Annotated in this window: 21 protein-coding genes and 1 other RNA gene; 20 read left to right on the top strand and 2 right to left on the bottom strand. The window is 51.6% G+C overall.

The genetic code is table 11. The annotated features are described in order from the left end of the window. Positions 1 to 5 precede the first annotated feature (5 nt). The 4 genes from QM016_RS04950 (at position 6) to QM016_RS04965 (ending at position 3,303) form a co-directional block, all read left to right on the top strand. Entirely contained in the window at positions 6 to 620 is a 615-nt protein-coding gene (locus tag QM016_RS04950; protein ID WP_282711450.1) for a QueT transporter family protein, read from the top strand. Between the two features lie 8 nt (positions 621 to 628). Further along, entirely contained in the window at positions 629 to 1,963 is a 1,335-nt protein-coding gene (locus QM016_RS04955; RefSeq protein ID WP_282710540.1) for a histidine kinase, read from the top strand. Between the two features lie 36 nt (positions 1,964 to 1,999). Next, positions 2,000 to 2,713, top strand: coding sequence for a response regulator (locus QM016_RS04960; RefSeq protein ID WP_016477620.1), 714 nt, complete (start codon positions 2,000 to 2,002; stop codon positions 2,711 to 2,713). 71 nt (positions 2,714 to 2,784) lie between these two features. Then, positions 2,785 to 3,303 (top strand): YfcE family phosphodiesterase, encoded by a 519-nt coding sequence (locus QM016_RS04965; RefSeq protein ID WP_051113093.1) that lies wholly within the window; start codon positions 2,785 to 2,787, stop codon positions 3,301 to 3,303. Positions 3,304 to 3,312: 9 nt separating this feature from the next. Here the strand turns inward: QM016_RS04965 and QM016_RS04970 are convergent, their stop codons facing one another. Further along, on the bottom strand, positions 3,313 to 4,104 hold the full coding sequence (locus tag QM016_RS04970; RefSeq protein ID WP_282711451.1) for a phosphatase PAP2 family protein: 792 nt from the start codon (positions 4,102 to 4,104) through the stop codon (positions 3,313 to 3,315). Between the two features lie 136 nt (positions 4,105 to 4,240). After that, positions 4,241 to 4,558 carry a thioredoxin gene (gene trxA, locus QM016_RS04975; RefSeq protein ID WP_016477617.1) on the bottom strand — a complete coding sequence of 106 codons (318 nt, stop codon included), beginning with the start codon at positions 4,556 to 4,558 and terminating at the stop codon, positions 4,241 to 4,243. 164 nt (positions 4,559 to 4,722) lie between these two features. Here trxA and QM016_RS04980 point away from each other — a divergent pair, with 164 nt between their 5' ends. The 16 genes from QM016_RS04980 to QM016_RS05060 all read left to right on the top strand — a co-directional run bounded on the left by QM016_RS04980 (position 4,723) and on the right by QM016_RS05060 (position 21,874). Next, positions 4,723 to 5,295, top strand: a complete 573-nt coding sequence (locus QM016_RS04980) for a hypothetical protein (RefSeq protein ID WP_282710541.1) — start codon at positions 4,723 to 4,725, stop codon at positions 5,293 to 5,295. A 114-nt stretch (positions 5,296 to 5,409) separates the two neighbouring features. Further along, the gene (gene pgi / locus QM016_RS04985) at positions 5,410 to 7,116 is read left to right on the top strand and encodes a glucose-6-phosphate isomerase (RefSeq protein WP_282710542.1); all 1,707 of its coding nucleotides are present in this window, start codon (positions 5,410 to 5,412) and stop codon (positions 7,114 to 7,116) included. Positions 7,117 to 7,349: 233 nt separating this feature from the next. Next, positions 7,350 to 7,787, top strand: a complete 438-nt coding sequence (locus QM016_RS04990) for a PTS fructose transporter subunit IIA (protein ID WP_282710543.1) — start codon at positions 7,350 to 7,352, stop codon at positions 7,785 to 7,787. Positions 7,788 to 7,847: 60 nt separating this feature from the next. Next, positions 7,848 to 8,153, top strand: a complete 306-nt coding sequence (locus QM016_RS04995) for a PTS sugar transporter subunit IIB (protein WP_282710545.1) — start codon at positions 7,848 to 7,850, stop codon at positions 8,151 to 8,153. Between the two features lie 211 nt (positions 8,154 to 8,364). Beyond that, a complete protein-coding gene (locus QM016_RS05005) occupies positions 8,365 to 9,228 on the top strand; it encodes a PTS sugar transporter subunit IIC (protein WP_282710547.1) in 864 nt (287 codons plus the stop codon). Positions 9,229 to 9,230: 2 nt separating this feature from the next. Next, positions 9,231 to 10,046 (top strand): PTS system mannose/fructose/sorbose family transporter subunit IID, encoded by an 816-nt coding sequence (locus tag QM016_RS05010; protein ID WP_282710549.1) that lies wholly within the window; start codon positions 9,231 to 9,233, stop codon positions 10,044 to 10,046. Between the two features lie 117 nt (positions 10,047 to 10,163). Then, complete coding sequence (locus QM016_RS05015; RefSeq protein ID WP_282710551.1) at positions 10,164 to 10,505, top strand: hypothetical protein; 342 nt, start codon at positions 10,164 to 10,166, stop codon at positions 10,503 to 10,505. A 119-nt stretch (positions 10,506 to 10,624) separates the two neighbouring features. After that, positions 10,625 to 10,720: signal recognition particle sRNA small type (gene ffs, locus QM016_RS05020), an RNA gene on the top strand. Positions 10,721 to 10,803: 83 nt separating this feature from the next. After that, positions 10,804 to 11,460, top strand: coding sequence for a VTT domain-containing protein (locus QM016_RS05025; RefSeq protein WP_016477613.1), 657 nt, complete (start codon positions 10,804 to 10,806; stop codon positions 11,458 to 11,460). A gap of 177 nt (positions 11,461 to 11,637) precedes the next feature. Then, positions 11,638 to 12,576: an ABC transporter ATP-binding protein gene (locus QM016_RS05030; RefSeq protein WP_282710554.1), complete on the top strand. Its 939-nt coding sequence runs from the start codon at positions 11,638 to 11,640 to the stop codon at positions 12,574 to 12,576. Further along, positions 12,576 to 14,414 carry a hypothetical protein gene (locus tag QM016_RS05035; RefSeq protein ID WP_282710556.1) on the top strand — a complete coding sequence of 613 codons (1,839 nt, stop codon included), beginning with the start codon at positions 12,576 to 12,578 and terminating at the stop codon, positions 14,412 to 14,414. Before QM016_RS05030 ends, QM016_RS05035 begins: the two co-directional genes overlap by 1 nt. A gap of 352 nt (positions 14,415 to 14,766) precedes the next feature. After that, a complete protein-coding gene (locus tag QM016_RS05040; RefSeq protein WP_016477610.1) occupies positions 14,767 to 15,993 on the top strand; it encodes an arginine deiminase in 1,227 nt (408 codons plus the stop codon). A 35-nt stretch (positions 15,994 to 16,028) separates the two neighbouring features. Beyond that, a complete protein-coding gene (argF, locus tag QM016_RS05045; protein ID WP_282710558.1) occupies positions 16,029 to 17,021 on the top strand; it encodes an ornithine carbamoyltransferase in 993 nt (330 codons plus the stop codon). Between the two features lie 84 nt (positions 17,022 to 17,105). Next, positions 17,106 to 18,557, top strand: a complete 1,452-nt coding sequence (locus tag QM016_RS05050; protein WP_035434018.1) for a C4-dicarboxylate ABC transporter — start codon at positions 17,106 to 17,108, stop codon at positions 18,555 to 18,557. A 184-nt stretch (positions 18,558 to 18,741) separates the two neighbouring features. Further along, entirely contained in the window at positions 18,742 to 19,461 is a 720-nt protein-coding gene (locus tag QM016_RS05055) for a phenylalanine--tRNA ligase beta subunit-related protein (protein ID WP_282710561.1), read from the top strand. A 337-nt stretch (positions 19,462 to 19,798) separates the two neighbouring features. Next, a complete protein-coding gene (locus tag QM016_RS05060; RefSeq protein WP_282710563.1) occupies positions 19,799 to 21,874 on the top strand; it encodes an elongation factor G in 2,076 nt (691 codons plus the stop codon). The last annotated feature ends 98 nt before the right edge of the window (positions 21,875 to 21,972 follow it).

Raw genomic sequence — 21,972 nt, forward strand, 5'->3', positions numbered from 1 at the left:
GCTGCATTTTGTCATATAGTGCACGTCAGCCATCGCAAGATGGTATCGAAAGAACACGTCGTATCGCGCGCATTGGTATGATTGCCGCCGTATACGCCGCGCTCACGTTAGTTACAATTCTTTTTTTAGGCAGCCTTGCCTGGGGTCCGATTCAGTTCCGCGTTTCCGAGGCGCTCTGCGTATTGGCGCTCTTTACATCCGAAGCCGTTCCAGGGCTGGTTTTGGGCTGTGTGATTGCCAACCTCGCTAACATGGCGCTTTCGGGTGCCGGAGCGCTGGGTCTTCTGGATGTTGTTTTCGGTTCTTTGGCAACGGGTGTGGGCGCGTATCTTACCTGGAAATTGAGGAAGACGCCGGCCTTGGCGGTCTTGGGACCGGTGCTTGCAAACGCGCTTATTGTTCCCGCGTATTTGCCCTTGCTTCTGCAAGGTATGGGCTTTTATACCATTCCCTTTACAGACATCGCCCTCGACGGATCATATCCGTATATGTACCTTTTTGGTCTGGTAACAACAGGCCTTGGTGAGGCGGTAGTGCTGTACGTCCTTGGCTTGCCGCTGGCTCAAGCGCTTAAAAAGACGCCTCTGCCGGCATCTCTTGCAGATTCACAGAGTCTTTGAGCAGCAGTATGAAGACTTTTGCTACCTACAACAAACGTACGAAAAATCTCATCTTCCTTCTGGTCTGCTTGGCCTTTTTGGTTCTTCTCGCCATAGGGGTTGTATCAAATAACCTAATAGCCGCCATTGCTGCCGGTGGAGGCTTCGCTATGCTTGTTATTGTGAGCGGCACTATTATGCCGTCACCGGAGGTGAACCGTTCTCAGGCGACTGAGAGAACCCTTGAGGTTGCATCACAGACGCTCAAGAATTTGCGCGGCGGCCTGACTGCAGAAAGCGCACCGACTATCTGCTCGTTATTGCTTCCCCAAACATCCGCGGCCGCTATCGGCCTTACCGACCGTGAACGGGTGCTCGGTTTTGAGGGAGACATTCCTACAACGCACCTTCCCGGAGCGAAGGTGGCCGGCCCCACGCTTGAAGTGCTTGAAAGTCGTCGCATGGAAACCTTTGTGTCGGTCGATAGCCGACAGCAGGTTCTGAAGCGCAAAAGTGCTTCTCGCGGCAGCACGTTTGGCATCATTGTGCCGCTTTTGGTGCAGGATCAGGCTGTGGGCACTATCAAGCTTTATTACCGCCGGGGCATTGAGATTGACCGAACCCAGCTTGCCATTGCGGAAGGTCTGGGACAGCTGCTTTCTACGCAACTTTCCTCATACGAGCTTGACCGTCAGGCTGAGCTGACAGCCCGCGCGGAAGTTAAGGCGCTGCAGGCTCAAATCAACCCTCACTTCCTCTTTAATACGCTCAATACCATTGCGTCTTTGACGCGAACCGACCCCGATAAAGCTCGCAAGTTGCTCCGCGAATTTTCAGCGCTGTATCGCCGCACTCTGGAGAGCACCGCCGATGCTCTTATTTCTCTGTCGCAGGAACTGACGCAGATCCGCAGCTATCTGACGATTGAGAAGGCCCGCTTTGGCGAGGACCGCATTCTTGAAAGCGAGCATGTAGAGGCCGGATGCGAGGAAATTTTTGTTCCGTCCTTTTTGGTGCAGCCCATTGTTGAGAATGCCGTTCGGCATGCTATGCGCGATGAGGGGCCTCTCCATATTGATGTACATGTCGCGCGAGACGGGAATGATATTCTTATAGCCGTAGCCGATGATGGTTTGGGTATGGAAGAAAAGCAAGTTCAAAATCTGCTTGCAGTTGATGATGCCGACCATGTTCCGGAAGAATCAAAGGGAACTGGCATCGCGCTCAAAAACGTTTCGGAACGGGTCGAGCGTTTCTACGGCGCGGGATCCGGTGTGGAAATTCTCTCCAAACCGGGAAAAGGTACCTGCGTGACGCTTAAGCTTGCTGATGCCGCACGGCAGAGCGGGCTGTTTGCACAGTAAGACGCCGCGTCTTTCACGCGGCGATAGGGGGTTTATATGCGTGCGATGATTGTTGATGACGAAGCTCCGGCCCGGTCAGAGCTTAGGTTTTTACTCGAAGAGTCTGGCTCTATTGACATGATAGTCGAGGCGACAAGTGCACGGGAGGCTGTCGAGAAGCTCATGGAAACCCGCGTTGATGTCATGTTCCTGGACATCTCTATGCCCAAGACCAACGGCATGCAACTTGCCGAAGCTCTTCACAAACTGAAAAATCCTCCGCAGATTGTATTTGTTACGGCGTATAGCGAATACGCCCTAGACGCTTTTGGCGTCAATGCGGTCGACTATCTTATGAAGCCGGTTGAGACGGATCGGCTGAGTCAGGCGTTGGAAAAGGTTGCTGAACGCCTTAAACCGCAGGTTCCGCCACCAAGCGTTGAGCGCATTCCCGTCATTAAGAGCGGCAGTAAGGTCCTCGTGCCCATTGACCAGATACGCTTTATTGAGGCAAAGGACGACTACTCCTGCATTTATACGGAAAACGACCGGTTCCTTTCGACGATTTCGCTCCAAAAACTGGAGGACAGACTTGCGGCGCACGGATTTTTCCGCATTCATCGTAGTTATATTGTGAATTTAGAGTATGTTGAAGATGTGGAAGTCATCTCAGCTGGTATTCTTCAGCTCACGATTCAGGGGTTTGAGGACAAACACATTTCGGTTTCGCGCCGTCGTGTGGTAGCTCTCAAACGTGCGCTTGGCCTTTAAACGCGAGGAAAGCTCTTTGCACAATAGGCTGCAACCGCTACACTATGCCAGAACTGGCAGAAAGAATATATATGGCGTTCGTACGATATGATGTTATTTCCGATACGCATGGGTATTTATCGCCTGAGCTGCTTGACGAGCTCCAGGGCGCTGATTACATTGTGCACGCTGGCGACATGACGTCGCTGGAAGATTATAAGAAGCTTCAGGAGATTGCGCCTGTGCGCATGTGCCTGGGCAATAATGATTTCGCCTATGATTATGGCCCCATGGTGCGCAAGAAGGTGTTTTTCCTCGAGAGCGGCCTCAAATGGGAAATCTGCCACTATCGAGAGCGTCTTGATTTGACCAAGTGTGACATTGCTGTTTGCGGCCACACGCATCGGCCATTTATCGAGAAGGACGAGTGGACCCATGCGCTTGTCATGAATCCCGGGAGCCCTTCATTTCCGCGTGGCGGAGGCGGTCCGACGATGGGGCGCGTTATTGTTGACGATACCGCCAAAAAAGTCGTGCAGGCGGAAATCATTCAGCTGAACAATCAATCAGGATTTGGGGAACTTGCCTCGCGTTTATTTGGCCGTCACTAACGTCGCCTGTCACTGAAGTCGTTGAGGCGTGGCGTCTTTGTCGTGCGGTTTTCGTATGAGCGCGGGGACCATGAGCTTTGTAAAGAGCACCAGCCATACCAGTGCAAGGGAATAGCCGCCGAGGACGTCGGAGGCGTAGTGCACGCCGAGATAGATGCGGCTGATGCCAATCATGATAATGATGAAGGCAAAAGAAAGACAGAAGAGCCACCTTTGCAGATTGTCCTTCTCGTAGTGCCATACCAGCCAGATAAGAAAGCCGTAGAACGCCATAGAAAACATGGAATGGCCCGAAGGAAAGCTATATCCTGTTTCAGCGACCAGGCGAAAGCCGTCCGGGCGCGGGCGCTGCACGATAGCTTTGAATATCAGGTCTACGGCAAGCGCGCTTACAAGGTTGATACAGGCGAGACGACCAACGTTAGGTCCCGGAGCAAACGCCGCGACGACAATGAGCATAACGACAACGGTCACGGGACTTGCAAGGCCCGAAAATCCTTCCATGATGCCCGTGAGCCACGTAGTACGCAGATGGATGACGAAGAGACGGTAGGCAAAACGGTCAAGACCAATAACGTCTCCGGCAGTTACATCGATGAGCAGAAAGACAAAGATTGCAGCGGCGGCTACGAGAATACCTACCGAAATGCTTGCCCGGAGTTTGGCCATAACTATGCGGCGGCGAACGCCTTTCAGCTGTCCGGTCTTCTCGGCATCTGAAATGACGAGCTCAGAAGTGCTGTCTGGAAGGCTATCGTCTTCAAAAACCTCTGTTTGTCTGACCGAGCGCTTGTCTTTCATGTCTGCCACGGGTACTCCTCGCTAAAAAGTGGCGACACGCCGCAATGACGTGCCGCCGCGGTAACTCCATTTTACCAACTGCCGGACGCGGAAGCACACAGGCATCGGGAACCGGCAAAAGGCTTACAGGAATAGCTTATAGATTTGCGTTAAGCTCAGAAACCAAGTCGGATTTGGGAAGGTTTCCAATCATCGTGTGAATGGGCTCGCCGTTCTTGAACAGGATGAGCGTTGGGATGGAAACGATGCGGAAACGGGTGGCAAGATCCGGCTCATCGTCAACATTGACCTTATAGACGGAAAGCTTGTCGGACATCTCTTCGCCAACCTGCTCGACGATGGGGCCGAGCGCGCGGCAGGGACCGCACCATGATGCCCAAAAATCCACAAGGACAGGCTTGTCGGCGGACGCAAGGACAGAGTCAAACTCTGCGGCGGTGAGTTGCTGTGCCATGATATAACCTCCTATTGAGCGTGGCGTTCAAGCCTCGCATAGTGTCGTTAGTGGCTTTATCCCCAAAATGAGCAGCGTCATACATGGGAGTTGCTCGAAATGCAAAAAGCGTGCATAGTAGGGAAATCAAAGGGATAGATTTCACGCTCGTAGAAGGAGAGTTCGTGCCGACAAAGAGAGCTGCGCGCAAAGAAGTGTATCTGGCTAAGACGACAGCTGAGCTGTCGGCTCTCTCCGATGCTGGTGTACTGATGGCCGGTAACGCGTTCTCGTCCGTTACGCTCGTCAAAGGCGTATTTGACACGGAAGATGTAGCTGCCGGCGCTGGCAATATGGCCACCGCCGCTTTTTCATACGAAGACGGGCGTGCACTTCATGCGTCGCTTGAACACCTTGGTTACGCTCCGGAAGATTGGTCGGCGCTGCTTACGGTTGGTGCGGACGGAACTCCGCTGGCTCCCGCGCTTCTGAGAGAAGCCCTGACCGCGCTTGACCCGGCAACGGTGTTGATTTGCGATAATGAGGCCCTTGACGCTATCCGTAACGCCTATGCGCTTGAGCTTTCGAAACAGGCAACGGCGCAAGCCGCCTTTCTAGAAGCAGGCATTGTGGTAGAGGTTGCCGGCATGAGGTTTTTAAATCTTGACAACTTTGCCGGCGCGCTGGGGGATAGTCATCAAAAGCAGCTTCGCTGGGCTTATCTGAAACAGCTCCCTCCGCTTGGAGAACCATACTGAGTTTTGGCATTGCGCACACGGTGCCCCGCGAATTTTATCAATCAAGCTGATTGTGCTAGCTTCAGACGTCCATGCGGTCTATCCTTAAACTGTACGCAAATGATAGGAGACCTCATGACTGCACCGACAGCTCCTGCAAACAAACCTGTTGACCCAACTAAGACTGAAGCGTGGGCTGCTCTCCAGGCACGCTATACCAAGCTCACTGAGGCTGGCATAGATTTGCGCTCATGGTTTGCCCAAGACCCCGATCGCACTTCTCGCCTGACGTTTATGCTGGATGAATTTCAGATTGACCTTTCCAAGAACCTTATTGACGAGAAGACCCTTGAGCTCCTGTGTAATCTCGCGCGTGAAGTGAAGCTTGAAGAGCGCCGCGCGGATATGTACAGTGGCAGTCATATCAATACAACAGAGGATCGCGCGGTACTGCACACCGCACTGCGTCGGCCGGCTTCCCAGATTGGCACCTTTGTGGTGGATGGCCAGGATACGGTTGCTGACGTTCGCAGCACACTCGACAAGATGTACGCTTTCTGCAATCGCGTACGCTCCGGAGCGTGGAAGGGCGTGAGCGGCAAAGCAATCAAAACTATCGTCAGCATCGGTATCGGTGGCTCTGACCTTGGTCCGGTGATGGTGTATGAGGCGCTTAGGCCATATGCGGACGCCGGTTTGACAGCGCGCTTTGTATCCAACATTGATCCTTCTGATTTGGCCGAGAAGACGCGTTCTCTTGATCCGGAAACCACGCTCTTTATTGTGGTTTCCAAGACGTTTACCACACTTGAAACGCTGACTAACGCTCGCGGCGCGCGTTCCTGGCTTTTGGGCGCTCTGCGCGATGCAGGCGTCATCGATGGCTCAAAACAGCAGGATGCTGAAGCTATTCGCAAGCATTTTGTGGCCGTCTCAACGGCTTTGGATAAAGTCCAGGATTTTGGAATCGATCCTGAAAATACGTTTGGCTTTTGGAATTGGGTCGGCGGCCGTTATTCGGTCGATTCCGCGGTCGGATTAACGATTGCTCTGGCGTATGGCCCTGAGCGCTTTGAAGAGTTCCTGGGTGGTTTCCACTTTGTGGATAACTACTTTAAGAATACACCGCTTGAGCAAAACATTGTGGCGCTGATGGGCCTGCTCAATGTCTGGTATGTCAATTTCTTCGGCGCAGCTTCACACGCGGTGCTTCCATACGACCAATATCTGCACCGGTTCCCTGCCTATCTTCAGCAGCTGACAATGGAGTCTAACGGTAAATCTACACGCTGGGATGGCTCGCCTGTTACAACCAAGACCGGTGAGATTTTCTGGGGCGAGGCGGGCACCAACGGACAGCACGCCTTCTATCAGCTGATTCATCAGGGCACCCGTCTTATCCCCTGTGATTTCATCGCGTTTGCCAATACGCATAATCCCACGAAAGACGGTGTTCAGGATGTTCACGAGCTTTTCCTCGGCAACTTCCTTGCGCAGACCAAGGCGCTCGCGTTTGGCAAGACGGCCGATGAAGTCCGCGCGGAAGGCACGCCGGAATGGATGGTTGCGGCGCGCGTGTTTGCGGGCAACCGTCCTACCACGTCAATCTTTGGCAATCAGCTGACGCCGCGCTCTCTCGGCGAGCTTATCGCCCTCTATGAACACATTACCTTTGTTGAGGGCGTCGTGTGGGGTATCAATTCCTTTGATCAGTGGGGCGTTGAGCTTGGTAAGCAGTTGGCAAAGCAAATCACCCCGGCATTCTATGATGATGGCGCTCTTGAGGCGCAGGACGCGTCCACCAAGGCGCTTATCGCATACTACCGGGCGCACCGCCGCTGATTTGGCTCGAATGATCACATACTTTAATATGGCCTATACGTTTTGTATGGGCCATCCTCAATTAAAGCTCTGGCCTATTAAGTGTGTGCAGCACGAGAAATAGAAATTTTCATACTATATGGACGAGCACAATTCTAAGATTTAGCTCTAGACATAAAGGAAAAGTAGTACAAGAATAGATATGCAAATAAGATAGATTCTGTATTTATTGAAAGAATTTAAGGGGAAGTATAATGAAATATCTCATCCTCGTAAGTCATGGCACCTTTGCTCCCGGATTGCACAGTGTTCTAAATATGCTGATGGGTCCACGTAATGATGTTTTAAGCTACAGTATGGAGGATGGTACCGGAGCTGACGCATTTGTGGATGGTCTCAAGCAGGTTCTTGCTCCTATCACCGCACATGATGAAGTCATACTTCTTGGAGATATTATTGGCGGTTCTCCACTTACCAATACCTTGAACATCCTTACCGAGAAGGGCGTTCTTTCTAATACAACCGCATTTAGCGGCGCGAATCTCCCCATGGCAATCGCCGCCCTTATGGCAATTGATGATGGCCTTGAAGGAGACGCTCTTGTGCAAGCCCTTCTTAACGAAGGTAGGGATGGTGTTAACCAGATTCTTCTTAAGCTTGATGAGGAGGAAGAAGAGGAGGAGGATCTGTAAGGTATTGGTATTTTTTCGCGCATGCCTATGCTTGTTAGATCTGTTTGAGAGGAGGCAAACATGATTTCATTTGTTCGTGTAGATGACCGTATGATTCATGGTCAAACTGTGACACGGTGGGCGCTAGAATATCCGTGCGACGGCATCATTGCTGTTAATGATGCAGCTGCGACGAATCCTGTTTTAAAGGCTGCATACAAGTCCGCAGCACCAGATAAGAAAGTATTTGTCTGGACATTTGACCATTTTAAAGAGAATGCTGAGAAGGTGCTTGCGAGTGCTTCTCGTTATTTCCTAATTACCAAAAATCCCATTGATATGAAAAAATCCTTGTTAATTATGGCTTCAAGCCAGGTATCGATATAGTTGTCATTGGACCTGGCAACGATCGTCCAGGAACAATAAAATTAGGCAATAATCAGTCATTTACACAGGAAGAAGGGCAAGCGTTTGAGGACCTTACAAAGGCTGGCTATGTAGTAAGGTTCCAACTTCTAAAAGAGAAGCACATTGGTGATTGGCCTAAATTCCGTGACAAGTTTGATGTTAAGTAAGCTTTTGGAAGGTGATTTTAATCATGGCAATTAATGCTTTCCAGGCCGCCCTTCTTGGCTTGTTTGCATGTTTGGCGTCATTGCCGGGCATGGGCGGAACTACGGTCGGCAATTATACACTCGGTCGTCCTCTGGTGGCTGGTCTTTTTGTCGGCCTTATCCTGGGAGACCTAAAGACCGGTATTATTGTGGGAGCTGCAATTCAAGTTGTTTACATTGCACTCGTAACTCCAGGAGGAACTGTTTCTGCTGACGTCCGAGCTGTTTCCTATATCGGCATTCCTCTTGCGGTTCTTGCCATTAAAGCGAATGGTCTTGATGCAAACTCTACTGAGGCTGCTGCTCTGGCCGCCTCTATTGGTGCTGCAGTCGGTACGCTTGGTACGGTTTTATTCTATGGAACTGCAACGATGAATTTGGTATGGCAGGGCATCGGTTGGCGTGCAATGGAAACCAAAGACTGGTCGCACATTAAGAAAACGATTCCTGCCGTTGATTTCATATTACCTTGGATTTCGCATATCCTCTTTTCCTTCTTGCCAACATTCATAATTTGCATGCAAGGCGAAAATATGGTTGGTCTTATGAAGGAATATCTGCCTATGAACGGAATTCCAATGATGACCCTCTTTACGGTTGGTACTCTTCTTCCCACCGTGGGTGTTGCAATCCTTTGCAAGCAGGTGATTACTAAACCCCTTGATTGGTTGACCTTTGTATTTGGTTTTGTTCTTGCCGGTGCTTTGGGATTGAACCTGATTATTTCTGCAGTTATCGCTTGCTTCTTCGCGGTTATTAATTATCAGCTGCAGCAAGCGAAACATGCTCGTCCTGCTCTTGCCGGTACGGCATCTGCGAGCACTGATGAAGAAGAGGAGGACATTTAATTATGGCTAAAAAGACTCTTTCTGTTGTGGCGCGTAAGAAGTCGTTCCGCAATTGGATTTATGGCAATCTTACCTGCTTCTCTCAGGAGCACATGCAGACGTTTGGATATCTTGCATCCATGCTTCCTGTTGTCGAAGATCTTTATGAGAAAGATGAAGACAAGGTTGAGGCACTCTCTACCTATACTACGTTCTTTAACACGGAGCCACAGATTGGCACCATGGTCGTTGGCCTGACTGCTTCTCTTGAGGAAGCTCGCGCTAATGGTGAGTCAATTGATGACGAGACAATCAACGGTCTTCGTGCTGGTCTTATGGGTCCTCTGGCCGGTCTTGGCGATTCCATTATTGTAGGAACTTTCATTCCTATTCTTTTGGGTATTGCTCTTGGTCTTGCTTCAGGAGGTTCTGTTCTCGGTCCGCTTTTCTACATTGTGGCCTGGAATCTCATCATGTACTTTGGCATGAAGTACGCTTATAACCGCGGATATAGCTTGGGCTCTTCAGCTGTCGAAGCTCTTGTGGGATCTGAGTCAGAGTCTCTCCGTAGCTCTATTGTTATGATTGGTACCATGGTAATTGGCTCTGTTGCAGCTACTTGGATTAATGTAACAACATCGCTGAACATTGCAGGTGTTGATATTCAAGCTACGCTTGATGGAATCTTCCCGAAGGCTCTGAATCTTCTGTTCGTGTACCTTTGCTGGTGGCTGATGACCAAGAAGAAAATCAATCCTACTCTTGTCATGCTTATTCTTGTGGTAGTAGCTCTTGTGGGTGTTCTGGTTGGCGTCTTTAATCCGGGGCTGTCCTACTAGTACTAGAGATACGTCACGTTGTTCTTGTAGTATGTCTTTTGAGTAGAGACAGTGAGTGTTCTAAAACGGTATCGCTGGGGCTTCTCGGCGATGCCGTTTTGACGTTTGAGAGGGTTTATGGGTAAGTCAAAAGAAAAACACGTGGGAGCCTTGTCTCACTCTCATGAGGACAACCCTTTAGTGGTTGAAGCGCGGATGCAATCCAAAGCACTTGGGACGCTGGCTGTTTATAGAAGGCTTGCCTATTCTGTCGTGGCTATTGGAGCTCTGCTCATCTATTGGAGTGTCTATGCTGACGGAGGTACTGTCCAGCTAGTCGTCGGTATTCTCTTATTGGTTGTGGCTGTTCCATGTGCAGCTCTTCTGCATATTGGAATTTCACATGGAAAAGCTAACGTGCAGAAAATCATTGACGCTCTCCAGCAGGAAGTGGATGGGGATAAAAATACTCCCGAGTAGGATATGTGCTTAAGTTTAGTAAGGCACAGGTAGCATGAAGCCTCTCAAAAGAGGAAACCTTGAATTTGCAGTTTGCCATGCACAAGCTTGCTGAATAGGGTAGAGTATCTACAGCGCGTTTAGCGGGTACGGGTGACGTAACACCTCGAACCTGGTCAGGGCCGGGAGGCAGCAGCCATAAGGGGTCCCTTACGGGCATCCGTGCCTGCTAAGCGCGCTTTTTGCATTGAAAGCCTGCGTACGCGGGGCCTTCTCGCTATCCGTAAGGCGTGCGGTATACCTGCAACGATTGGATGACATGGGATTTATTGACGCGATTATCTCACTACTTCGGGATCCGCGCTCTGCTATCGCTACGGCTATCGCTGCGGGACCTTTTACCGCGTATGGCTTTGTGTTTCTCATCATTTTCATCGAGACAGGCGTGGTATTCTTTCCCTTTTTGCCGGGCGACTCACTACTCTTTGCTTCGGGGTTCTTTGCGCATAACGGCGGGTTTTCAATCTTTGTTCTGATAGGCATTACCTGGACCGCCGCGATTCTGGGCGATCAGTGCAACTTCATGATCGGTCATTTTTTTGGCCGGCGCATTGTGGCATCGGGTCGGGTGAAGGCAATGACTCCTGAGCGCATGGAGAAGAGCGAAGCCTTTTTGGATAAATGGGGACATCTGGCCATTTTTTTGGGACGTTTCTTTCCGTTTATCCGCACCTTTATCCCGTTTATTGCCGGCATGGGCGGCATGCACTGGCGCAATTTCGTCATCTTCAATATTCTCGGCGGAATTACGTGGTCAACGTTGTTTGTCTTGCTTGGGTACTTTTTTGGTGGCATTCCTGTCGTACAGCAACATTTTGAGCTACTGATTATCGGGATTGTGCTGGTGTCCGTGATCCCAACAGTTGCGGGACTTATTCGAGGTAACCTCAACAAAAATAATGAGAAACGCCAGTAGAACTGACCTGTATCAAAAATTCTTTTCTTGACGTATGTGCGCGTAACCATCAAAATTTTTATGCAAGCAGATGTTTCTCTTCTGAATGAATGTCATGTTCCTCAGTGGGTTTCGCTGAGGATGCGCTTTCGGATGACGCATTTCTGCGTGTAATGGAAGACTAACGAGAGGTTAATTATGCCAGGCATTGCTCCGGAAACCGCAGGTGCTGCAGCTCCTGTTTTGAATGTTCAGCGCTTTACCAAAAAATATGGAAGCAAAGTAGCGGTTGATGATTTGACGCTTGATGTGCTTTCGGGCGATATCTATGGCTTTATCGGTCATAACGGTGCGGGCAAAACCACACTTATCAAGTGCATCGTGGGCGCGCAGCCGTTTGAGGGTGGCGCAATTTACGTTGATGGCAAGAGTGTTGTGAGCGATCCGATTGCAACCAAGAGACTCATCGCGTACGTGCCCGATAATCCTGATATCTATGAGTTTATGTCCGGTATCAAATACCTTAACTACGTCGCTGACATCTTTGGCGTTCCCGCGCAGGATCGCGTCGAGCGTATTACGGTGCTCGCTAATCGTCTGGGCATTACCGATTCTCTCGCCAACCCGATTTCAAGTTTTTCCCACGGTATGAAGCAGAAACTCGTGCTGGTGAGCGCGCTCTTGCATGAGCCTAAGCTGCTTGTTCTGGACGAGCCTTTTGTAGGACTTGACCCCGCCGCCAGCTTTGAGCTTAAAAAAATCTTGCACGAGCTGGCTGCGCGCGGATCTGCGGTGTTCTTCTCCAGTCATGTTCTTGAAGTCGTTGAGAAGCTCTGCAATAAAATCGCCATCATTCGTGAAGGCAAGCTGCTGGCCGCCGGAGAAACCGAGGCTATCCGCGGTAATTCCTCACTTGAGGAAGTTTTCCTTGGCATGGAAGTCGGCGCGCCTGGCGTGACAGATGAGCTGGCTGCGGATATGGCGGCTGACGAAAAGAATGTCAAGCCAGCGGCGCCTTCCGCATCAGCAACGCCCTCCGCATCCGTAGCGCCTTCTGCACCTGCAACACCTGTTGCACCTGCGGCGCCGACAACGCCTTCTCCAGAGGCACCTGCCAATCAAGATGGTGATCAGTAATGGCCGATTCCAGACCTCCCGTACCGGGCGAGGAAGTCGATGAGCTTCCTCAAGACGAATTTATTCCCGCACAGGTAACGGCAGCAGATCTTGCACCTGCGGATTCCGCCACTTTCAAGCTTCCTTCGGATGTGAAAGTTTTGTGGCTTCTTTTGAAAGTGCAGATGCTCGCAGTGTGGACAAGCCAGAGGCTGGGACGTCGCCGCAATGGTAAGCGCGGCGCTAACGGGCTTACGGTGACACTCATTATTGCCAGCGGCATCGGTATCCTTGTGCTCGGTGGTTACCTGTATGCCTTTGGCATGGGTCTTGCCGCGTTTGGCTTTGACAAATTGGTGCCGCTCATCGCCGTGCTTATTGCCTCACTTTCAGGTGTAGTCTTTACGTTTGCGAAGTCAAATGGCCTGTTGTTTGGCTACAAAGACTATGACTTCATTATGTCGCTGCCGGTTAAAAAAACTGTAGTTATCGCTTCACGCGTTGGCGCTATGTATTCGATGGAGATATTCTGGGCACTCATTACTATGTTGCCTCTGTATCTTGGGTATTTCTCGACAGCGGAGATAACACCACTTCGCTTGTTGATGGTGCCGATTTCCATTTTGCTCGCGCCTAATTTAGCCACATCAGTGACAATTTTGCTCGCATGGGCGCTTACAGCTCTCGGTGCAAAACTGCATTTCAAAAACTTTAATACTGTTATTGGCGGTATTGTCGGCATGGCGATTGCCATGCTCTATATCGTAGGTGTGACATGGTTTTCAGGCACGATGAGCCACGATGGAGAAAGTGTTGAATACCTTGCTACTCACTACAATGAAATCATCTATGGTATGGCAAACACCGTTGGCACCGTGTATGTGCCTTCGCTGCTGGTAGCTAATGTTTTTGCCCAGGGGAATGTGCTGAGTCTCTTCATTTTTATCGTACTTTCTGTGGGATCTCCCGCGCTGATTATCGCGCTTCTCGCTAAATTTAACGATCGCGTCAATGCGTCTGTAGTGACTCAAACTGCCAACAAAAAATTTGCAACCAGTCAGATTTCAACAAAGAAAAATGGCATATTCCGTGCAATGGTGCTTAAAGAGTTTCGTACGCTCTTTGGGTATCCGATATACTTTTTCCAGCTGGGCTTCGGTGTAATTATTTGCGTAATTCTTGCCCTTGTAGTGGCGTTTTTCGGGGTCGACGGTTTTATCGCGTCGGTTGTCGAGGATGATATAAACGCCGCGCGTATGATTAGGCCGGTTGCACATATGATTTTCGGGCTTATGTCTACCTATTTTATATGCATGTTTGTGGCAGCTAGCTGTTCGTCAGCGGTGGCCTTTTCCGTAGAGGGTCATTCCAATTGGCTGATGGCGACGATGCCGGTGACGGCTCGGCAGGTCTTTGGCTCAAAAGTTGCGGCAAATATGCTGTATGTACTAGTCGGCTTGCTGCTGACAAATGGCATTTTGCTCATCTCGGGAAACATCGCTCTTGGTACGGCGGCAAGAAATTTCATTGTGCCGTTGTGTTTCTGTTTTTTCGCAACAAATCTGGGCATGGCCATTGATGTGCGTCGACCCAATTTTGACTGGACTAACATTACTGAGATAACAAAGCGCAGCATAGCAGCTATGGTGTCTTCACTGGTGGGCGTTTTTGGCTCCATGCTTATCCTGGGTGTGAGCTTTGCGCTGTTCGCTCTTCCATCGTTTGTCAGTATGGTTGACGGGGGACCGATGATGAGCGAAACCCCTCTCAATATCTCCATGATAGGCGTGGCTCTTATCTTCGGTGCCATCGGATATGTTATCTTCACAGATACCGTTCGCCGAGGAGTCAAGATTTGATTTTGTAGCCCCTCGCTTTTCTCGCTTTGTAAACTACATGCTTTACCAGCATTAATGTGGCGAGAAGTATCACAAGCTTTACATGAGTAAGCACCCGCATCTCTCGTTCGTCGATATGTGGGTGCTTCTTATATAACAATGCTCTACGGTAGGGACGCTAGATGTTTTCTTGTTTGGCGTTCCGAAAAACTGCGTACAGACGCGTTCTTTCCGGTTTCGCCGCGATTGAAGGAGGTGCCATGACGTAATTACCGTGCAGAGCGCATGGCCTGTCTTGGGGCACAAAAGGCTTTGATAGCGCTTCTTTTTTGTATAAAGGCGTGCCCATACAACCCTAAAACGGAGGAAAACCATGAAAGGAATTAGTGTGCGGAGTGAAGTCGCACCGCTTAAAAAGGTGTTGCTTCACCGCCCTGGTAGGGAACTTCTCAATCTTACCCCGGCGTCAATGGAAAGGCTGCTCTTTGATGATATTCCGTTCCTGAAGGTTGCACAGGAAGAGCACGATGCATTTGCTCAGCTTCTTCGTGACAACGGCGTTGAGGTCGTCTATCTCGAGGACCTTATGACGGAAGTCCTTACGCTTCACCCAGAACTGAAGGAACAGTTCTTGATGCAGTGGCTTGAAGAGGGCGGCATCCACACAGAGAAGTGGCAAAAGAAACTATTTGAGTATCTGACTGAGAATTTTGAAGGCAAAGAACTTGTCCTTAAGACCATGGAAGGAATCAATCTTAAGGAATGCTACGACGTTGAGCGCAACCATTCACTCGTTGACATGGCTTCCTTTGAGCAGAAGCTGATTGTTGACCCGATGCCTAATCTGTACTTTACACGCGATCCGTTCGGCTCTATCGGATCAGGCATCTCACTGAACAAGATGCGCTTCCCAACCCGTAACCGCGAGACGATTTATGCGGATTACATCTTCAAGTATCACCCTGATTACACAGGCACTCCGCTTTATACCAAGCGTACTGCGTTCTTTAACATTGAGGGTGGCGACATTCTTAACCTCAATGATAAGGTTTTGGCCGTGGGCGTTTCACAGCGCACGAGCCCCGAGGCTCTTGAAGCTCTCTCGATTAATCTTTTTGCGGATCCGGATTGCACGATTCGCACAGTTCTTGCATTCGCTATTCCTTCTTCCAGGGCATTTATGCACCTGGATACCGTCTTCACGGCAATCGACTATGACAAGTACACGGTTCACCCAGAGATCGTGGGACCGCTGCAGGTCTTCGAGATTACTCCGGGCACCAACGGTCATCGTCTGAACGTGCGTGAAGTCGATGCCACTTTGCACGATGTGCTCTGCAAATATACCGAGAAGGACGATGTCGACCTGATTACCTGCGGTGGCGACGATATGATTGCCGCTCAGCGCGAGCAGTGGAATGACGGCTCCAATACCCTGGCTATTGCTCCTGGTACAGTAGTCGTGTACGAGCGCAACGATGTCACCAACCGCATCCTTGAGGAGCATGACGTTCATGTCCTCAGCATTCCGAGCGCCGAGCTGTCCCGCGGCCGTGGCGGCCCTCGCTGCATGTCGATGCCGTTGATCCGCGCCGAGTAATCTGGCACTGCAGATCACGTTAGAAGGAGAGCACTATGGGAGTTAATGTTCGCGGCAGGAGTTTTTTGACGCTGCTTGACTATACGCCGGATGAGATCCGCTACCTTTTGGACCTGTCCGTTGAGTTTAAGAATATGAAACGCAACGGTGTGGATCACAGCTGGCTGAAGGGGCGTCAGGTCGTCCTGCTGTTCGAGAAAACTTCGACTCGCACGCGCTGCGCTTTTGAGGTAGGCGCCAGGGATTTGGGCATGGGAGTAACCTTCCTTGATTCCGGTTCCTCCCAGATGGGCAAGAAGGAGTCTTTGGAAGATACGGCAAAGGTACTGGGCCGTATGTTTGACGGTATTGAGTATCGAGGCTTTGACCAGGATGTTGTCCAGGATTTGGCAAAGTACTCCGGCGTTCCGGTCTGGAACGGCTTGACCGATGATTTCCACCCGACGCAGATGCTTGCCGATATCATGACAGTTCAGGAAGAGTTCGGCGATGTTCGCGGTCGCAAGCTGACATTCTTCGGCGACGCCCGCAATAACGTCGCAAACTCGCTCATGGTTGTTTGCGCCAAGCTGGGCATGCACTTCTGCGCATGCGGACCAAAAGAGCTTATGCCAAAGCAGGAGCTTATCGACAAGTGCGAAGCCATTGCCAAAGAGACTCATGCCGTTCTTGAGTTTACGGACGACGTTAAGGTTGGCGCTAAGGATGCTGACGTTCTGTATACGGATATCTGGCTGTCCATGGGAGAGCCGGAAGAGCTTTGGGCTCAGCGCATCGAGCTGCTTCGTCCCTATCAGGTCAACAAGGACGTTATGGCAGACGCTAAGCCGACGGCCATTTTCCTTCACTGCCTGCCGAGCTTCCATGATCGTCATACAACCATTGGCGAGAACATCTACCAGAAGTATGGTCTTGAGGCCATGGAAGTTACCGACGATGTGTTCTTGGGTCACCAGGCTCGTGAGTTCGAAGAGGCTGAAAACCGTATGCACACCATCAAGGCCGTGATGTACGCGACCTTGAAGTAACAACAGAACTACTGTAGTCGCGCTTGGGAGAAGAGCCTCCGGCAAATCTCCCGAGCAGCGGCTTGAGGGAGATATGTGATTCATATGTCTGTACAACAGAAAACGAGGAAGCGCCTTGGTACCTATGGCATTCTTCTTCTTGTACTGCTCTTTGTCGCGATTTGCACCTGGCTCACAAATGGTCAGCCGTATATAACGGACGAGGGTGAGCAGGCCGCGGTCATGGGAGCTACATTCCAGCAGATTATCATGGCCCCCATTGCCGGCTTCCATGACGCGAGCGAAGTTATTGGCTTCGTATTCTGTCTGGGAGGCTTCCTGGCTCTGGTTAACGCGACCGGAGCTCTGGAAACGGGAATCCATGTCCTTGTCAAGAAGCTCAAGGGCAAGGAAATGATTCTTGTGTGGGTCCTGATGTTCTTGTTCTCGGTAGGCGGTACAACCTACGGCATGGGCGAAGAGACCGTTGGCTTCTATATTCTGCTTGCGGCTACGATGACGGCTGCCGGCATGGATCCTATTGTTGGCGCAGCTACCGTATTGCTGGGCGCCGGCTCGGGCGTTCTTGGCTCAACTATTAACCCCTTCGCTACCGGCGCCGCCGTTGACGCGGCGCGTTCGGCGGGTGTCGAAGTTAATATGGGCATCCTCTATCTGGAAGGCGTCATTCTTTGGCTCGGCACATACCTGATTTCCGCATTTGGAGTTACCAGGTACGCCAAGCACGTCATTGAAACAAAGGGTTCCATTTTGACAGCCGATCAGCTGGACGTATGCAACAAAGCATATGGCAATATGGAAATCAGCGATGAGGAAAAACTGACTGGCAGACAGAAAGCCTGCATGATAATCTTTGCGTTGACGTTTGTCGTTATGATTCTCGGATTCATTCCTTGGGGAGATCTGAACGAATCTATTGCAGACGGACTTGCTTGGACGTCAATCATTACCGGCAACGCGCTCGGCTCCTGGTGGTTCGATGACGCGGCTACCTGGTTTATGCTTATGGGCATTATCATCGGCGTGATTGGTATGCCCGATCGCTCAAAGATGGCTACTACCATCATTTCCGGCATTGGCGATATGATTTCGGTCAATGTAGTTATCGCGCTCGCTCGCGCAACAGCTGTACTGATGGCACAGACCGGACTTGGCAGCTGGATGGTTCAGGCTTCGGTTACCGCTCTGACGCAGTCCGGCATGCCGGCAGCGCTCTTCGGTTTCCTGGACTATCTGCTTCACATCGGCCTCAGCTTCCTGGTGCCGTCCTCTTCTGGCCTGGCTGCGCTCTCCGCGCCAATCGTTTCGCCGATTGTTTCCGGCCTCAACTGGTCGGTGGAGACTTCCATCATGTGCAACGTTGCCGCCAATGGTCTCGTCAACCTGTTTACGCCGACCTGCGGCTTCATTATGGGTGGTCTTGCGCTGGCTCGTATTCCGTATGAGACATGGCTCAAATGGGCAGCGAAACTGCTCGTTATTATCGCGGTCTTTGTTGCCATCGTACTGACAGTATTCATGCTGGTACTGAGCTAAAAGCACGCGTTTACGCTGACGCTCTAAATAATGCGGTCGGTCGAACAATTCGGCCGGCCGCATTGTTGTGCCCGGCCCAGCGTTGCCGTGCCTGGGATGTGCATCACGCTTTGCGATAGGGAAGAGCTCAGTTTCGGTGATACACTAAACAAACTTTCACGACAGAGCAGGCGAAGGAGACAGGATGCAGAAATTTATATCTGATGAGAGCTTTTGGGAGCTGTTTCCTGAAGCAGCGATTGCGGTTCTTTCTGTACGCGGCTTGAAAGAAAGCGGTTTGACGGACGTCCAGAAGGACGAAATCAAAGACCTTCTCGCTCAAGCAAACAGGCAGGCTGCAAAATATGTCCCTTGTGAGCCCATCTCTGCAAATGAAGTGGTACAAGTTTGGCGTGAAGCGTATCGGAAGTTTCCCACCAAAAAGGGAGCCCGCTGTTCCATTGAGGCGTTGCTGAAGCGCGTGCTGCATGACACGCCGGTAGGCTCGATTGTTCCATCGGTTGACATCACCAACGCCGTTTCGCTGAAATACGCGTTTCCTATCGGCGTTGAAAATATCGATGCCTTCGCCGGCGACCTGCATCTTGGCGCCATGAAGGGTGATGAAGCCTTCCTTCCCATTGGCTCTGACCACGAAGAGCCTCCACTGCCGGGAGAAATTGCCTACTATGACAGCGAAGGCGTTGTGTGTCGGTGCTGGAACTGGCGTGATGGACAGCGGACGCAGATGCAAGACTATACGCCGAATGCGTTTGTGGCTATGGAGTGTGTAGAGCCTCATCGTCGAGACGATTTGCAAAAGGCGGCGGACGACCTTGCGGCGCTGCTGACAAAGTATTTGCAGGCTGAAATTGTAACGACCGCGATTGTCACCAAAAAGAATCCGGAAGTCGCTTTACGCTAGAACTAAGAACGGTAAAGACGTTTCAAACACGGCATGCGCACAAGCGTGCCGTGTTTTTTATGCGAATACCGTTCGCCGAGGAGTCGTAATTCTCCGTGCAACGACAGGTTCTTCTCGCCGCATAAAACAGTGCATGTTACCAGCTAAAACATGGCGAGAAGAGTCGACTGACTCAAAAACTTTTGATAAGGAAGCCTGTCACTCATCGATACGTAGGTGCTTCTTGCTCAGCAATGCTTTACGGTAAGGAGGCTAGAGGTTTTCTTGTTCGGTGGTTTGGCCGGCAGGTTACGCATACGCGCCCTTCTCGGCTGCTGCCGCAGTTGAAGGAGGCATCATGGCCGAAAAGGGTGTTGAGCGCGTTAAGAATGTGGTTTTGGTGGGCCAAGGCGGCGTGGGCAAGACCATGCTTGCGGAAGCGATGCTGCATCTGACGGGAACGACTACCCGTCTGGGCGGGCACGCAGGCACCAAGCCCACGCTTGATTACGATACCGAAGAATCAGAACGAGGATTTTCCATTTCCACCACTATTGCGCCTGTGATATGGAACGATACGCGCATCAACGTCTTGGACGCGCCGTGCTATCCGGACTTTATAGGCGACGCCTACGCCGCTATGAGCGCCGGCGAAACTGCCGTTTTTGTTGTTGACGCTGCAAGCGGTCCCGGTACCATTACTACGCGGCTTTGGTATGCCGCCGAGAACCTGTCTCTTGCGCGCGCTATTTTTATCAACCGTCTTGACCGCCCGGACGCGGATCACGAGACGGCCATGGGTCTTTTGCGCGAGCGCTTTGGCAACAAGCTTGGATCCGTAACGATTCCCATGGGTTCCGGCGAGGCGTTCGGAGGCGTTATCGACGTTGTCCATCAAAAAGCCCGTCACCTTGTCGACGGAAAGCCGATGGTGGAGGACATACCTGAGGAGTATGCTGCCGCGGCAGCTGATGCGCGCGCCGCTCTGACCGAGCTGGTGGTTGAGGCTGACGACGAACTCATGATGCGCTATCTTGACGGTGGAGAAATCACTCAGGAAGAGCTTGAGGGGTTGCTCAATAAAGCACTGGTTGACCGTGTGTTTGTACCGGTGTTCGCCGGCTCGTGCGTGCGAGAAGAAGGTGTCGTTGCCTTCCTAGACGCTGTCGAAGGCTGGTTCCCGCAGATGGCTGATTTCGGGCGTATCCCACTGGTAAACGGCGAGCAGCTTGACATCTCTCCGGATGACGAGCGTCCGGTTGCCTTTGCCTTCAAGTCGCTGCAGGATCCTCAGAACGGCCGCTTGACCTTCCTTAAGGTACTGGCGGGAACGTTGGAGCCGGGCGCTGAGCTTACCAATGCGCGTACGCGTAAGACCGAGCGTCTTTCACATCTGTATCGCATGTGTGGCCGTGATACCACCGATGTTGGACGTGCCGCCGCTGGCGATATCGTGGTAGTCCCTAAACTTGAGGTGCTGACGGGCGACACGCTTTCCGTAACTGGTAAGGTTGAGGCGGCGGCGTTCCGCTTCCCTAACTCGCTCTATCGTATTGCTATTGAGCCTGATGAGCGCGGGGCGGAAGGAAAACTCTTCTCATTCTTGGAGAAGGCTGCCGCCGCCGACCCCACGCTTCGCATTGAGCGTGATGAAGATACCGGTCAGACGGTCGTTTCCGCTATCGGAGAGGCGCAGGTTGCCGTGCTGCTTGACCGTCTGGAATCTCGTGCCGGCGTTGGCGCCCACAAGGTAGCGCTCCGCATTCCGTATCGCGAGACTATTCGCCGCGTGGCAAGCGCGCAGGGACGCCATAAGAAGCAGACCGGCGGCGCGGGTCAGTATGGCGACTGCTGGCTTCGCGTTGAGCCCAACCCCGACGCGGGCTACGAGTTTGTAGATGAAGTGGTAGGAGGACACATCCCGCGCGGCTTCATTCCCGCTATCGACAAGGGAGTCCAGGAGATCATGCGCGAAGGCGTGCTGGCGGGGTATCCCATGATTGACATTAAGGTCGCTGTTTACGAGGGCAGCTATCATCCTGTTGACTCTAACGAGATGGCGTTTAAGACAGCGGCTCGCATCGGTTTCCAGAAGGCAATCGATCAGGCGGAGCCGGTGCTTCTTGAGCCGATGGCGCATCTTAAGATCACTGTTCCCGACAGCTACGCTGGCTCTGTGATGGGCGATGTATCCGCGTCTCGCGGCCGCGTTGAAGGCATGAACGCCGGTACGGGCACAGCGCTTGGACAGACTACCATTGAAGCGACCGTCCCCTACGCTGAGGTCACCGACTATGCCACGCGCCTGCGTTCTCTCTCGCGTGGCACCGGCGAGTATGAGGTAGAGCTCTCGGGATACGAGCAGGTTCCTCATGACATTCAGGCTAAACTTGCAGCCGACTACGCGGAGCGCCGCGCGGCGGGTGAGCGCTAGAATCTCGCAGATTTGATGGACGACTCGATGGAGCATTCGGCAACGGATGCTCCATTCTTATGAAAACATCACCTTTCCGTAAGCAAGTTCGATGGCAC

The sequence above is a fragment of the Lancefieldella sp. Marseille-Q7238 genome (genome assembly GCF_949152215.1).
Taxonomy (GTDB): domain Bacteria; phylum Actinomycetota; class Coriobacteriia; order Coriobacteriales; family Atopobiaceae; genus Lancefieldella.